13 protein-coding genes are annotated in these 12,798 nt (G+C 71.3%); 2 read left to right on the top strand and 11 right to left on the bottom strand.

The genetic code is table 11. The features are described from left to right. Positions 1 to 10: 10 nt before the first annotated feature. The 9 genes from BJ998_RS42355 to BJ998_RS48285 all read right to left on the bottom strand — a co-directional run bounded on the left by BJ998_RS42355 (position 11) and on the right by BJ998_RS48285 (position 8,885). Complete coding sequence (locus BJ998_RS42355; protein ID WP_184869818.1) at positions 11 to 1,207, bottom strand: helix-turn-helix domain-containing protein; 1,197 nt, start codon at positions 1,205 to 1,207, stop codon at positions 11 to 13. A 101-nt stretch (positions 1,208 to 1,308) separates the two neighbouring features. Then, positions 1,309 to 1,689 (bottom strand): hypothetical protein, encoded by a 381-nt coding sequence (locus BJ998_RS42350; protein WP_184869817.1) that lies wholly within the window; start codon positions 1,687 to 1,689, stop codon positions 1,309 to 1,311. 130 nt (positions 1,690 to 1,819) lie between these two features. Beyond that, the gene (locus tag BJ998_RS42345; RefSeq protein ID WP_312890651.1) at positions 1,820 to 2,500 is read right to left on the bottom strand and encodes an NBR1-Ig-like domain-containing protein; all 681 of its coding nucleotides are present in this window, start codon (positions 2,498 to 2,500) and stop codon (positions 1,820 to 1,822) included. 127 nt (positions 2,501 to 2,627) lie between these two features. Next, complete coding sequence (locus BJ998_RS46895; protein ID WP_221339616.1) at positions 2,628 to 2,741, bottom strand: ALQxL family class IV lanthipeptide; 114 nt, start codon at positions 2,739 to 2,741, stop codon at positions 2,628 to 2,630. A gap of 47 nt (positions 2,742 to 2,788) precedes the next feature. Next, on the bottom strand, positions 2,789 to 5,323 hold the full coding sequence (gene lanL, locus BJ998_RS42340; protein WP_184869816.1) for a class IV lanthionine synthetase LanL: 2,535 nt from the start codon (positions 5,321 to 5,323) through the stop codon (positions 2,789 to 2,791). Between the two features lie 182 nt (positions 5,324 to 5,505). Further along, on the bottom strand, positions 5,506 to 6,438 hold the full coding sequence (locus BJ998_RS42335) for a hypothetical protein (protein WP_184869815.1): 933 nt from the start codon (positions 6,436 to 6,438) through the stop codon (positions 5,506 to 5,508). A 108-nt stretch (positions 6,439 to 6,546) separates the two neighbouring features. Further along, on the bottom strand, positions 6,547 to 7,179 hold the full coding sequence (locus BJ998_RS42330; protein ID WP_184869814.1) for an HNH endonuclease family protein: 633 nt from the start codon (positions 7,177 to 7,179) through the stop codon (positions 6,547 to 6,549). A gap of 40 nt (positions 7,180 to 7,219) precedes the next feature. Then, positions 7,220 to 7,981 carry an alpha/beta fold hydrolase gene (locus tag BJ998_RS42325; protein ID WP_184869813.1) on the bottom strand — a complete coding sequence of 254 codons (762 nt, stop codon included), beginning with the start codon at positions 7,979 to 7,981 and terminating at the stop codon, positions 7,220 to 7,222. Between the two features lie 4 nt (positions 7,982 to 7,985). After that, a complete protein-coding gene (locus BJ998_RS48285) occupies positions 7,986 to 8,885 on the bottom strand; it encodes a TetR/AcrR family transcriptional regulator C-terminal ligand-binding domain-containing protein (RefSeq protein WP_246490105.1) in 900 nt (299 codons plus the stop codon). 147 nt (positions 8,886 to 9,032) lie between these two features. On the opposite strand from BJ998_RS48285, the gene BJ998_RS42310 reads away from it, so the two are divergent. Then, positions 9,033 to 9,764: an SDR family oxidoreductase gene (locus BJ998_RS42310; RefSeq protein ID WP_221339615.1), complete on the top strand. Its 732-nt coding sequence runs from the start codon at positions 9,033 to 9,035 to the stop codon at positions 9,762 to 9,764. A 54-nt stretch (positions 9,765 to 9,818) separates the two neighbouring features. Here BJ998_RS42310 and BJ998_RS42305 read toward each other — a convergent pair whose 3' ends face one another. Continuing rightward, positions 9,819 to 10,430, bottom strand: a complete 612-nt coding sequence (locus BJ998_RS42305) for a TetR/AcrR family transcriptional regulator (protein WP_184869811.1) — start codon at positions 10,428 to 10,430, stop codon at positions 9,819 to 9,821. 132 nt (positions 10,431 to 10,562) lie between these two features. Here BJ998_RS42305 and BJ998_RS42300 point away from each other — a divergent pair, with 132 nt between their 5' ends. Then, positions 10,563 to 12,350: a pectate lyase-like domain-containing protein gene (locus tag BJ998_RS42300; protein ID WP_184869810.1), complete on the top strand. Its 1,788-nt coding sequence runs from the start codon at positions 10,563 to 10,565 to the stop codon at positions 12,348 to 12,350. Here BJ998_RS42300 and BJ998_RS42295 read toward each other — a convergent pair. Then, a complete protein-coding gene (locus tag BJ998_RS42295; RefSeq protein WP_184869809.1) occupies positions 12,334 to 12,732 on the bottom strand; it encodes a VOC family protein in 399 nt (132 codons plus the stop codon). The two genes, BJ998_RS42300 and BJ998_RS42295, sit on opposite strands and share 17 nt — an antisense overlap. Between the last annotated feature and the right edge of the window lie 66 nt (positions 12,733 to 12,798).

The raw sequence follows: 12,798 nt of genomic DNA, 5'->3' as shown, positions 1-12,798 counted from the left end.
GCATACGGGTTCACCCGATGGCCGGCACCTGCTCCGCGATCGTCGGCCACGGGGCGAGTTCGCGCAGTTCACGGGTGACGTGCAGCGATCCCGTGACGCGGGCGAGCGAGCCGGCGTCGAGGCCGGCCGACGCGGCCTGGTCGAAGTCGCCGACGGTGGCGTAGGCGCGGGCCAGTTTGGCCGTGTGCACGCCCTGGACCCATGGGCAGATGTGGCCCCACCGCGGCCGGAGGCGGTTGTAGATGGTGATCGCCTCGTGTGGCCGGCCCAGGTCGAGCAGGCAGGAGGCGCGCTGCAGCTCCAGGTGCTCGATGTCCGTCCAGTACCCGACCCGGTACTCGTCGGTGGCCTGGTGCTCGACCCGGTCGATCAGCATGGTCGCCTGCTCCAGCCGGTCGAGACAGGCCGCCTCGTCCCGGGCCTGCGCCAGGCCGCGGGCCTCCTGTTCCAGCGCCAGCACGCGCAGCACCGGGCTGATCGCCGGTTCCCGCTGGGCGGCGCGGGCCAGGCCGATCATGCGGTCGTGGTCGTCGGCGGCGAGCTGGCTCATCCGCACGTAGGTGTAGGCGACCATGTCCCGGTCCTCGGCCGCCTGCGCCTGCTGCATCGCCCGGGCGGTCCACTGCTCGGCGCCGTCCGCGTCGGCGCTCTCCTCGTGCAGCCAGCCGACGAACTCCGCGTACAGCGCCGCGACCGACAGCAGGATCCGCCGCATCTCACCGCGAGCCGACCGGCGCAGGAGGTCCGTGAGCTCGTACAGTTCGCGGGCGGCGGGTTTCAACGCCGCCGACACCCGCCAGTTGTCCGCGTCGTTGATCACCCGGCGGGCCACCAGCAGCTCGCCGACGATCTCCTGCGTGACCGGCAGCCTGGCGCTTCTGGCGCTGAGCAACGCCACCAGCGCGTCCGTGCCGCCGCGTTCCCTCAGCTCGGCCGTGGCGACGCCTTGCTCGGCGAGGCCCAGCAGGTGCGGCGGGATGTTGAGGGTGCGCTGCACGATCCGCAGCACCCGCATGTCGTAGGCGAGATTGCTGCCCGCTTCCAGGCGGGAGATCGCCGACTGCGAGAAGCCAGCCAGCGCCCCGAGTTCGTCCTGGCGCAGGCCGTGGGCCCGGCGGGCGAAGGCGATCACCGCCGACGGCGAGTTGCTCGCGACGGCGTCACGGACCTCGGGCGCGTTCCACACCGAATCGGGCAGCGGATCCACCCGGTCGATGGTGGCAGCCCGACGCCGGTCCGCACGAGCCGATGTGGCCGAAAGTCGCGACCCTGACCCCGTGGCGACGAGGGTCAGGGCCGCGGGCCCGGTCAGGAGTGGACGCTGATGCAGCCGTCGCCGGGGTGGTCGACGTTCGACTTGACCGAGCTCTCGCCGCCGCACAGCGAGACGTTGCCGGAGAAGTCGATGGGCCCGAAGGTGACCGCCGCGGCGGTCACCTTCGGCGACCAGATGAACGAGGCGCCCGAGCCGGTGCTCGCCTCCAGGTAGAAGTAGCCGGTGACGGCGTTGCCCGACTTCGTCGACACGGTGGCCGAGTCGACGTGCAGGCCGCTGCCCTTGACATTGATGCAGAACTTCGTGCCGCACCTGGACGCGCTGGCCGGCGCGTCCGGCGCGGCGACGGCCGTCCCGGCCAGTGCCAGGGTCGCGATACCGGCGGCCAGCAGCGGGATCCAGCTCTTCGTCATGCCCGTCCCCTCTCGTCGAAATGGATCTTCCCCAGCCTGGGAGCGGGACCGGGACGGGCGGAAGCGGCCGGCCGCGATCGCGGACAAAACCCGGCGAAGCCGCAGGTCGGGGATTTGTCCGCCGAACAATTCAGACGACCCGCAGCAGGAAGAAGACCGCGCGCTGGCCGGGCAGCAGCAGCCGACCCGTCGCGTCCACCATCTTCCAGTAGACCTGGTGGTATCCGGGGGTTTCGGCCACCCGGACGTCCACCGAGACGCGGACCTCCTCGCCGGGTTGGGTCGCCGGGATCGGCACTTCCTCCGGCGTCACGCACTCGTCCGGGCCGAAGGAGGCCGCGCGGCGCAGGTACCGACCGATCCACGGCACCGTTCCGGAGTTGCGCAGCATCCACGTCTTCACGATGCGGGAACCGGCTCGCACCGCCATGCCGTCGGGCACGTCCAGGTCGCTGACGAAGGTCGACCGGTCGCCCGGGATCGCCGCGACGGCCAAATCCGGCTGCGCGGCCGCCGCCTCCCACTTCACCCGCCAGGCCCGGCGGACCGCCCGTGGGTCCTGGCCGAGCACCCCCACCGCCAGCGGGCGGACGAACTCCCACGTGATGTCCCACGACGGCAGGCGATGCCCGCGCGCCGCGTCCGACAGCGCCGACTTCGACGCCAGCGCCCCCAACTCGGCCCGCATCCGGTCGTAGGACGGGTCCCCCGCCGCCTTCTTGAGCTGCCACAACTGGTGCGCGAACGACCCCGTCGCCCCCACCGTCACCTCGGGGCCCATCGCCACCCGGCCCCGCCGTCCTGTCGTCACAACCGTGATGACGCCGCAAGGCCCGAATGTGTCGGCAGGTCAAGGCTGTGACGCCCGCCACCCCGGACATGATCTAGCGCCGTGGTCGTGCGAAGGCACGACCACGGCGCACGTCTCACAGCGTTGGTCAGTACGTGGTGACGCCGGTCCAGCTGCAGGTCCAGGTGCACTCGGGGGTGATGGTGCCGGCCTCGGCGGCGGGCAGCTGCTGCAGGGCGTCGAGGTCGAGGCTGAACTCCATGGTGATCTCCTTCATCTCGGTGGGTTTCTCCGGCTCGGGCCGGAAACTCAGGGGTGCCAGGGGCGGGGGCCGCCGTGGCGGACGCGGAGCAGGAAGCCGACGGGGCCGGCCAGTCCGGTGGCGTAGTTGACGACGAACTTGAGCTGGGTCTCGTCGGGCAGCACGGCCCGCCCGGCCTTCAGCACGGCCCGGGTCCGCAGCACCGTGACCAGGTCGTCGACGTCGTGACCGAGGTCGAGCAGGAACTCGCCGTCGCCGGCCAGGCCGTGGCAGACGCAGGGCGAGGACCGCCAGCGGTGGGCCTTCACCGCGACGGCAGCTCCGGCGGCCAGGTCGTGCCGGCCCAGCCGGTGCAGGAACGTGCCGACGCCGGAGGAACCGCTGCACCAGTGCCGGGTCAGGTCGCCGGAGCGTTCGGCGCGGCGGTAGTCGGGACGCCAGCGGACGCCGCCGTCGGGGTCTTCGACGGCCGCCTTCGCCAGCGTGGCGCCGGCTTCCGCGGCCACGTCATGGAGATCGGCGCGGCCGGTGGCGTCGGCGGCTTCGAGCAGGAACGTGCCGACGCCGGCGACGCCGTGGCCGAAGCCGAAGTGCCAGGTCCCGGCCAGTTCCGAGTCGAAGTCGTCGGGCACGGGCCAGAACACGCCGTCGTCGGTTCTGGTGGCGGCGTCGAGCAGGCCGTCGGCGATGTCGCTGGCACGGGCCAGGAACTCATCGCCGGCGCCGGCCTTCCACAGGTGCAGCGCCAGCAGGCCGTGCCCGGCCGAGCCGTGGCAGATGTCCGGATTCGGCCACCGGGTCGGGAACTGCCGGGCCATGTCGACGGCGTGGTCCCGCAGCTCGCGGTCGTCGAGCAGGGTGCCGGCGTCGTGCAGCGCCCAAGCGGTGCCGGCGCGGCCGAAGTACAGGCCGGGCAGCAGCTTCGGCACGTCCAACCGCCGCTCGTCGATCCAGCGGGCGACATCGCCGACCGGGACGTCGTAGCCGGCCTTGGCCGCCTGGTTGAGCACGCCCAGCACGCCGGCGGCCCCGTACTGCACGGCGCAGGCGTCGGTGCCGGTGCCGAACCCGTCGGTGGGCCACAGTCGCTTGGCGCTGAGGTCCATTGTGGACTCGATGTGCTTGAGGCCGTCCCAGATGAGCTGATCGGTGCCGATCGGCTCGGCGGTGGCGACGTCGGACACCGGGCCGTCGAGCGAGGCCAGCGCCCGGTCGAGGCTCCAGCGCTCGGCCGGATCGGTGCGGGTGAGGCCGAGGATCGCCGGCGCGAACCGCCGCACGGCCTCGCTGTCGTTGGCGGTCACGACGGCGCGCAGGCGGTCGTGCGGGTCGCGGGGATCCGACGGCAGCGCCGGTGGCGCGCCCGTGGCCAGGAACAGCAGGAACGTGCCCAGGGCGTAGCGGTCGACGGCGGTGTCCGGCGCGGGCTCGAACCGCTTGCCGTTCAACACCTCCGGTGCGGCGAAGCCCGGCGTGAAGGTCCGGTGCACGAGTTCGCCCGGTCTGGCGGCGGTTTCCGGATCGATGAGCCGCAGTTCCCCGTCCGGCAACGCCATCACGTTCGCCGGCGAGAGATCCCGGAACACCAGGCCCCGGTCGTGGACCGCCCGCAGCAAGGCGATCAGCTTGCGGGCCAGGGAATACGGCTCGGCGCCGGCGCGGAGCATCGCGTCGACCTCGTCGGTCAGCGGCCGTCCCGGCACCACGGACTCGATCAGGAACAGGTCGCCGCCGTGCTCGACGAGGACGATCAGCTCGGCGGCCAGGCCCTTGAGCTCCGTGAGCATCCGGGCCTCGCGGCGCAGCGCGTCCCGGGCGTCCAGGCCGTTGAGCTGCGCGGCGACGTGCGGGCGAGCCTGCTTCAGCACCACCTTCGCGCCGGTCGCCAGGTCGGTGCCGAAATACACGCCGCCACGGGACGAATGCCGGATCGCACTGTCCACTTGGAACCGATCGTCGATCACCACCCGGCGGCCGTTGGACACCGCCGTCGGCACCGGGACCGGAGGCGGCGGCGCCCAGGCCGGCGGTGCGAACCACGGCGTGCGCTCGTCCTTCACCGGCCGGCCGTCGGGGTCGGTGAGCCGCGCCTCGAACGAACCGTCGTTGGTCAGCACCGGGACGCCGTGGATCGCGCCGAACCGCATGTGCACCAGGCTGTGCTCGGCGTACGGGCGGTCCGAGGGGATGCGCGGGCCCGGCAGGCCGAGGGTCGCCTCGTGCAGCAACGGCGCGATCCGGGCGAACTGCTCGTCGTCGGCCGGGTAGACCGTGACGAACTTGCCCGCCTGGGCCCGCCGGTACCGGCCCGAGGTCAGCTCCTCGACCTGCGCCAGTCCCTTGGCGAACTTGAAGTCGCAGCCCTGTGCCAGCAGCACTTCCGCCGCGCGGAACAGCACCATCGGCGCCGACAGCGGCGTCGCCGACAGGTGCAGCTTCCAGCCCTGCTTGCGGCGCACGCCGTCGTCGTGGCTGACGTGGCACCAGAAGTCGTCGGTGCGCAGCCGCCAGTGGTCGGCCGAGCCGTCCGGGATCGCCGCGCGGACCAGCTCGACCAGCGGGAAGGTGCTGTGTTCGGGCATGGCCCAAGTTTTCGCCGTGACCGGGCCGTGCCGGAAGATCGCCGCAGGTCAGCAAGGTGACGCGGCCGCGGTCAGCAAGCGGACACCGGCGGCCCGGCGCCGCCTTCAGTCCCAGGCGAAGACGCTGACCAGGAACTCCTCGTCCTGGGCCGGTTCCGGCTCGGTCGGGTGTGGTTCGGCCATCAGATCCATCCTTTCCTCGTCGCCGCGGCGCCGGCCTGGAAGCGGCTGGTCGCCTTGAGCACGTCCATCAACCGGGCGATGCGGCGGCGCAGGTGGCGTACCGACATGCCGATCTCGCGGGCCGCCGTCTCGTCGGTCTTGCCGTCCGCCAACAGCTTCAGCACCCGGCGGTCCTCGTCGTCGAGCACGTCCTCGGTGGTCTCGGCGGCCGCCCACAGGTGGTGGAACAGCCGGACCAGCCCGCGCAGCAGGCCGGCCTGCCGCACCACGACCGCGCCCGCGCGGCTGTCCGCCGGGTCCACCGGCAGCACCGCGACGCTCTCGTCCATGATGATCATCCGATCCGGCGGCTCCGGCGCGAACCGGATCTCCACACCGGCCATGGCCAGCCGGTTCAGCTGCGCCACCGCACCGTCGTTGGCCAGCAGCCGGCCGTCGTAGATCACGCGCATGTCCACGCCCCGCCGCATGATCCGCAGGTCCAGCTGCGCCGGGTCGACCGCCCGGCGGCGGTCGGCCGGGCTCAGCGGCTGCACCGCGAACACGCTGGTGCGGGTGAAGAACGACAGCTCGTCCAGGCGTTCCAGCACCTCGCCGGAGTCGGTCAGCCACTCCACCCCGATGCTGTCCGGGGCGGTCCGCCGCCGGGTGTGCTCCGCCGTCAGCGCCGCGATCTCGCAGCGGATGTCCCCGACGAGGCGCTGCCGGCGCACCAGCTCGTCCTCGACCCGTTCGACCAGCTCCCCCAGCGCCACCGAGGGATTCGGCACCCGCACGCCGGACGGGCTCGACGGGTCACGCCGCAGCACCCCCAGCGCGATCAGCTCACGGACGGCCTGGTCCGATCCCGGCGGCACCACGTCCGGATTGCCCACCAGCGCCCGGTACACCTCTTCCTGCACCGGGGTGAACCCCACGTCCCGCAACGCCATACCGCCAGGCTGCCCCGTGACCGCCGGCGGCACATGGGGGTTCCGCCCCCAGAATCAGGAAGGGACCAGCGACTTCCGCTTCACCGGCGCAGGCCACCCCTGCCGTCCTCAGTGGCAGGCGCCGAGCATCTGCGTCAGCGCGTCGTGCTCGGCCTGGGAGATCGTCAGCTTGTACTTGGCCTTCACCTTGATCCAGTGCGTGGCGTAGTCGCACCACTCCGACTGCACCGGCATGTAGCCGGGCGGCGGCTGGTCGCCCTTGCTCCGGTTGCTGTGCGCGGTGACGGCGACGAGTTCGTCCAGGTCGTTGGCGAAGGCGACGCGTTGCGCCTGCGTCCACTGCGCGGCTCCGGTCCGCCACGACTCGGCCTCGGGCACGAGGTGGTCGATGTCCAGGTCGTGCGGCGAGGTGACGGTGGCCCCGTCGTACAGGGAGATCCACTTGCCGGAGGTCACGGTGCAGCCCTTGGACTTCACCTCCTTGCCCTGCGCCTTGAGCACGTCGACGCGGGTGTCGCAGCCGTCGGCCTGCTTGATCCAGTCGCCGCCGAAGCGGTCCCGCGAGTAGCCGGTCATCGGCCCGGCGGCGGCGATCTTCAACGACGCCAGCTGCTGGGTGCTGTCACTGGGCAGGGGCGCGCCGCTGTCCCCGCCGGCGGTGGCGGGAAGGTTGCACGCGGTAAGAGTTGCCAGGGCGAACAGGGCGATACCGGCGGCCACGCCGGTTCGTGAGCCAGCCATGCTCCCAGACCTACGCGATCTTGACCGCGACGACCAGAGGTCATTCGGAGCAGTTGGCGTGCAACGAAAGCACTAGATCCACAACTTGCGACGGTCGCTCCACCTGAGGACTGTGGCCGGCGTCGGGAACGATCTCCACGCGGGCGCCGGCCGCCCGGTAGCGCTCGGCCGTCCGGACGCAGTCGTAGAACCGGTCGTGCCGGCCGAGGATCACCAGCGTCGGCACGCCGAGATCACGCACCTGTTCGTCGAGTGGGCGAGCAGCCAGCGCCCGCCGCCGGTCGACGATCACCGCCCGCGCCACCGCCGGGCTAGTGGCCGCGTGATCACGCAGCAGCGCCGGGTCGAACTCGAAGCCCGGCGCGAAGGCGTAGGACACCGCCTTCCGCACCGCGGCCGGCGGCGCGAGCCGGTGCAGCAGCGGGCCGAGCACCGGCGCCGCCAGCAATCCGTTGCCGGCCGGGAAGGTCGCGTAGCTGTAGTCCGGCGCCTGCCCGATGATGACGATCTTCGCCGCGCGCCGGCCGAGCGCCAGCGCGACGTCGGCGCCGTAGGAATGGCCGACAGCCGTCACCTGTCCGACACCGAGATCATCCAGCACGCCGTTGACGGCCGCCGCCTGCGACTCGGCGTCCAGCCCGTCGTGACCGCCGGTTCGCCCGTGCCCACGAAGATCCACGCGCAGCACCCGGCCGTGCTCGGCCAACAGGGGCGTCACGGCGTCGAACCAGCGCACCGAACCGCTGAACCCGTGCAGCAGCAGGAAAACCGGCAGCCCCTGACCGTCATCGCAGACGAACACGCCGTCAGGAGATCACGAGACTCGCGATCTTGTCGCCCCGGACCTTGATCGCCATGGTGCCGGTGCCGTTGAAGCGGTGGCTGCGCACCTTCATCGTCACGGTGTAGGTGTCGGCCTCGCCGGCCGGCTCCACCTTGGCCAGCTCGAAATGGGCCTGCACGCCGATGTTGTCGGTCTTGTTCCAACTGGCGACGCCGTCGTGGCCGTGGAACTTCCGGCCCCAGTCGTCCAGGAACGCGTCGTCGGTGAAGGCAGCCAGGAACGCCTCGGTGTCGGCCTTGTTGGTGGCGTCGACGAAGGCCTGGATGGCGGCGGGAGTGCTCACGATCGTCTTCTCCTTGCGCAGGCCGGGCAGGATGTTCGCGACGAGCGCCCGGGCGAACTCGTCGGTCAGCGGCTCGTCGGGGACGAGCAGCCGGTGGTACACGGCGCCCCACAGCTGGTCCACGACCACCTGCGGGTCGAAGTCGGAACGGAGTTCACCACGTTCCACGCCCCGCCGCAGGGTGCGCTCGGCAAGTTCCCGGCGCGGGCGCGAGTAGCGTTCCCGAAAGGACGCTCCGAGTTCGGCGTCGGTCTGGGCGGCGCCGATCAGCTCGCCGATCACCCGCCCGGCGCGGCTGTCGCGCACCAGGCGCACGAACGACAGCAGCTGGGCGACGATGTCGGCCTCGACGTCGCCGGTGTCGGGGAACTCGAGGCTGTGCCGGACCACGGTGGCGTAGCCGTCGAGGGCCAGCGAGCCCTTGGACGGCCACCACTTGTAGATGGTCATCCGGCTGGAGCCGGCCCTCGCCGCCACCTTCTCGATGGTGAAACCGCCCATGCCCTCGGCCAGCAGCAGTTCACCGGCGGCGGCGAGCACCTGCCCGCGGACGAGGGCGGCGGGACGTCGACCACGCATCACACACCTCCCAGTTATATGGACACAGTGTATCTAACATCGACGGGTGCACCATGTGACCGCCGACACGACACGAGATATGGACACGACGTCCACATCCGTGCTTATATGTACACAGCGTCCACAACAGAGCAGGGAGTCAGGACCATGAGCGAGACCAGGGTTGCCATCGTCACCGGCGGGTCGGGCGGTATCGGCCGCGTCGTCGCGGAGCGGCTGGCCAAGGACGGCCAGACGGTTGTCGTCACCTACGCCGGCAACCCCCAGCGCGCCGAGGAGGCCGTCACGGCGATCACCGCGGCCGGCGGCACCGCGTCGGCGTTCCAGGCCGACGTCGCCGACGAGCAGCAGGTCGCGGCGCTGTTCGAGGACACCGAGAAGCGCTACGGCGGCATCGACGTCGTCGTGCACACCGCCGGCATCATGTTGCTGTCGCCGCTGGCCGACCTGGACCTGGCCGACTTCGACCGGATGCACCGCACCAACGTGCGCGGCACCTTCGTGGTCGACCAGCAGGCCGTGCGGCGGCTGCGCCCGGGCGGCGCGCTGATCAACTTCTCCACCTCGGTCACGCACATCGCGCTGCCGAACTACACCGCCTACGCCGCCACCAAGGGCGCGGTCGACGGCATGACGCTGATCCTGGCCAAGGAGCTGCGCGGCCGTGACATCACCGTCAACGCCGTGGCCCCCGGCCCGACCGCGACGCCGCTGTACCTGGACGGCAAGGACCAGGAGACCATCGACCGGATGGCCAAGTTCGCGCCGCTGGAGCGGCTGGGCGAGCCGGCCGACATCGCCGAGGCCGTGTCCTGGCTGGCGGGCCCGGCGCGCTGGGTGAACGGCCAGGTGATCTACGTCAACGGTGGCGTGGTCTGAGCCGCACGTGGCCGCGGGGCGGTCCACACCGGACCGCCCCTCACCCCCCGACAATCAGCGCTTCAGGCCGACCATCACGTTGCGCACCAACGCCTTCGCGAAGTCGTCGGTGATCGGCTCGTCCGGGATCAACAGCCGGTGGTAGCACGCCCCCCACAGCTGGTCGACGACCACCTGGGGGTCGATGTCGTCCCGGAGCTGGCCGCGCTCGATCGCCTTGGTCATCGCCGCCACGGCCAGTGCCCGCCGCGGCGCGGAGTAGCGCTCCCGAAAAGCCGAGGCGAGCTCGGGATCGGTCTGCGAGGCGCCGATCAGCTCGGCGATCACCTTGCCCGCGCCGGTTCCCGTGAGCAGATGCGTGAACGCCAACACCTGTGCGGTCAGATCCGCCTCGATGTCGCCGGTGTCCGGGAACTCCAGCACGGTGCGCACCTTGGTGGCGTAGCCGTCCAGTGCGAGCGCTCCCCGGGACGGCCACCACTTGTAGATCGTCATCCGGCTGGCACCGGCCTTGGCCGCGACCTTCTCGATGGTGAAGCCGGCCATGCCCTCGGTGAGCAGCAGCTCGCCGGCGGCGTCGAGCACCTGTTCGCGCACCTCGGCGGCGGGCCGGCGGCCCCGGCCCCGGCGGATCGGCTGCGGCTGGTCGGTCTCGGTCTGCGCCATGCCCCCACTATATGGACACCGCGTCTCTTCGTCTTCACACCTTGACGGCCCACTATTTTCACGAGTTAGATCACGACTCGAACAAAGCCCCGGTCGGGCGGCGGTCGGGGCCCGGTTCGAAAGGACTGCCCTGTGTCCGACAACGAAGTCAAGACCGGCCGAGGCCTGGCCCGCAGAGGTTTCCTCGGCGCGGCATTAGCCGCGGCGCCGGCGGTCGCGCTGGCCAGCAACGCGGCGGCCGCGCCGACCGCGCCTCCCCCGCCGGCGCAGCCCAAACCGGGCGATCCGGACCTCGGCCCCAACGTGTACGTGTTCGACGGCTCCGTTCCCACCGCGCAGATCCAGTCCACGGTGGACGCGGTGTACGCCCAGCAGCAGCACGCCGAGTTCGGCTCCGGCCGATACGCGCTGCTGTTCAAGCCCGGCGGCTACGGCATCGACGTGAAGCTGGGCTACTACACGCACGTCGCCGGCCTCGGCCTGCAGCCCGCGGCGGCTGGCATCACCGGCTCCTGCCAGGTGCTCGGCGAGGCGCACGGCAACAACACGCTGATCAACTTCTGGCGCGGCGCGGAGAACCTCAACATCGTCCCGCGCAGCGGCCAGGACACCTGGGCGGTCTCACAGGCCACCTTCTACCGGCGGATCTACCTGCTCGGCGACCTGAAGCTGTCCGACGGCAGCTGGTCCAGCGGCGGTTTCATCGCCGACTGCCAGCTCACCGGGCAGATCAACTCCGGCACCCAGCAGCAGTGGGTCACCCGCAACTCGGTGCTGGGCAGTTGGGTCGGCTCCAACTGGAACATCGTCTTCGTGGGCACCGCCAACGCGCCGGCGACCACGTTTCCGACGCCGCCGGTCACCTCCGTGCCGAAGTCGCCGGTGATCCGGGAGAAGCCCTTCCTCTACGTGGACTCCGCCGGCGCGTGGCAGGTGTTCGTGCCGGCCGTGCGCCACGACGCGCAGGCCACCAGCTGGGAGGCGCAGCAGCCGGCCGGCACCTCGATCCCGATCGCGGACTTCCTCATCGTCAAGGACGGCACGACCGTCGCCGACATGAACGCCGCGCTGGCGCAGGGCAAGCACCTGCTGATCACGCCCGGCATCTACCACCTGCCGGAGTCGCTCAAGGTCACGAAGCCGGACACGGTGATCCTCGGTCTCGGCTACGCCACGCTGATCCCGGACAACGGCGCGATCGCCATCGACGTCGCCGACGTGGACGGCGTGCACCTGGCCGGCCTGCTGATCGAGGCCGGCACCACGGAGTCCGAGGCGCTGATCCGGATCGGCCCCGCCGGCTCGCGCCGGGACCACAGCCGCAACCCGAGCTCGCTGCACGACGTGTTCGTGCGCATCGGCGGCACGCTGCCGGGCAAGACCAAGCAGTCGGTGGTGGTCAACAGCAACAACGTGATCATCGACAACACCTGGCTGTGGCGGGCCGACCACGGCAGCGGCGTCGGCTGGACCAGCAACACCGTGGGCGAGGGCCTGGTGGTCAACGGCGACGACGTGGTGGCGTACGGGCTGTTCGTCGAGCACCACCAGAAGACGCAGGTGCAGTGGAACGGCGAGAACGGCCGCACCTACTTCTTCCAGAACGAGATGCCGTACGACCCGCCCAACCAGGCCGGCTGGATGGACGGCAAGAACCGCGGCTTCCCGGCCTACGCGGTCGGCGACCACGTGCGCCGGCACGAGGCGTGGGGGCTGGGCAGCTACTGCATCTTCGCCGTCGACCGGACGATCGTGGCCGACCGGGCGATCGCCGCCCCCCGCTCGCCGGGCGTGCGCTTCCACAGCATGATCACGTTCTCGCTCGGCGGCGGGCAGGGCACGATCGCGCACGTCGTGAACACCACGGGCGGCCCGTCGGACAAGACGACCAACCTCGCGATGCTCACGCAGTACCCGTGACCGGCTGGATCAGGTCCCAGCGGTTGCCGTAGAGGTCGGAGAACACCGCGACCGAGCCGTACGGCTCGTGTCGCGGCTCCTCCTCGAACTCGACACCGGCGGCGAGCATCCGCGCGTGGTCGCGGGCGAAGTCGTCGGTGTTGAGCAGGAGGCCGACGCGGCCGCCGGTCTGGTCGCCGACCCGCGCCTGCTGGCCGGGGCCGTCCGCCTTGGCCAGCAGGATCGCCGTCTCCGTCGAGCCGGGCGGGGCGACGACCACCCAGCGCCTGCCACCGCCCTGGTCGGTGTCCTCCCGCAGCTCGAAGCCGAGGGCGTCGGTGTAGAAGGCGATCGCCTCGTCGTAGTCGTGCACGAGCACGGCGACCAGTCCGATGTGCGGCATGCCCGCATTCTGTCAGGGCGCGGTTATTCCCGACCGGCGGCACTTTCCCACGACGTGGCCGTCCCT

It is taken from the genome of Kutzneria kofuensis (assembly GCF_014203355.1).
GTDB lineage: Bacteria > Actinomycetota > Actinomycetes > Mycobacteriales > Pseudonocardiaceae > Kutzneria > Kutzneria kofuensis.
The sequence above is the reverse complement of the archived record's forward strand: the minus strand, read 5'-3'. Positions and strand labels throughout refer to the sequence as shown.

Coding starts and splice junctions, on each gene's coding strand:
- BJ998_RS42305 (WP_184869811.1), bottom strand. CDS start 10,430: ATGGCGCAGACCGAGACCGACCAGCCGCAGCCGATCCGCCGGGGCCGG.
- BJ998_RS42335 (WP_184869815.1), bottom strand. CDS start 6,438: ATGGCGTTGCGGGACGTGGGGTTCACCCCGGTGCAGGAAGAGGTGTAC.
- BJ998_RS42350 (WP_184869817.1), bottom strand. CDS start 1,689: ATGACGAAGAGCTGGATCCCGCTGCTGGCCGCCGGTATCGCGACCCTG.
- BJ998_RS42310 (WP_221339615.1), top strand. CDS start 9,033: ATGAGCGAGACCAGGGTTGCCATCGTCACCGGCGGGTCGGGCGGTATC.
- BJ998_RS42330 (WP_184869814.1), bottom strand. CDS start 7,179: ATGGCTGGCTCACGAACCGGCGTGGCCGCCGGTATCGCCCTGTTCGCC.
- BJ998_RS46895 (WP_221339616.1), bottom strand. CDS start 2,741: ATGGAGTTCAGCCTCGACCTCGACGCCCTGCAGCAGCTGCCCGCCGCC.
- lanL (WP_184869816.1), bottom strand. CDS start 5,323: ATGCCCGAACACAGCACCTTCCCGCTGGTCGAGCTGGTCCGCGCGGCG.
- BJ998_RS48285 (WP_246490105.1), bottom strand. CDS start 8,885: ATGCGTGGTCGACGTCCCGCCGCCCTCGTCCGCGGGCAGGTGCTCGCC.
- BJ998_RS42295 (WP_184869809.1), bottom strand. CDS start 12,732: ATGCCGCACATCGGACTGGTCGCCGTGCTCGTGCACGACTACGACGAG.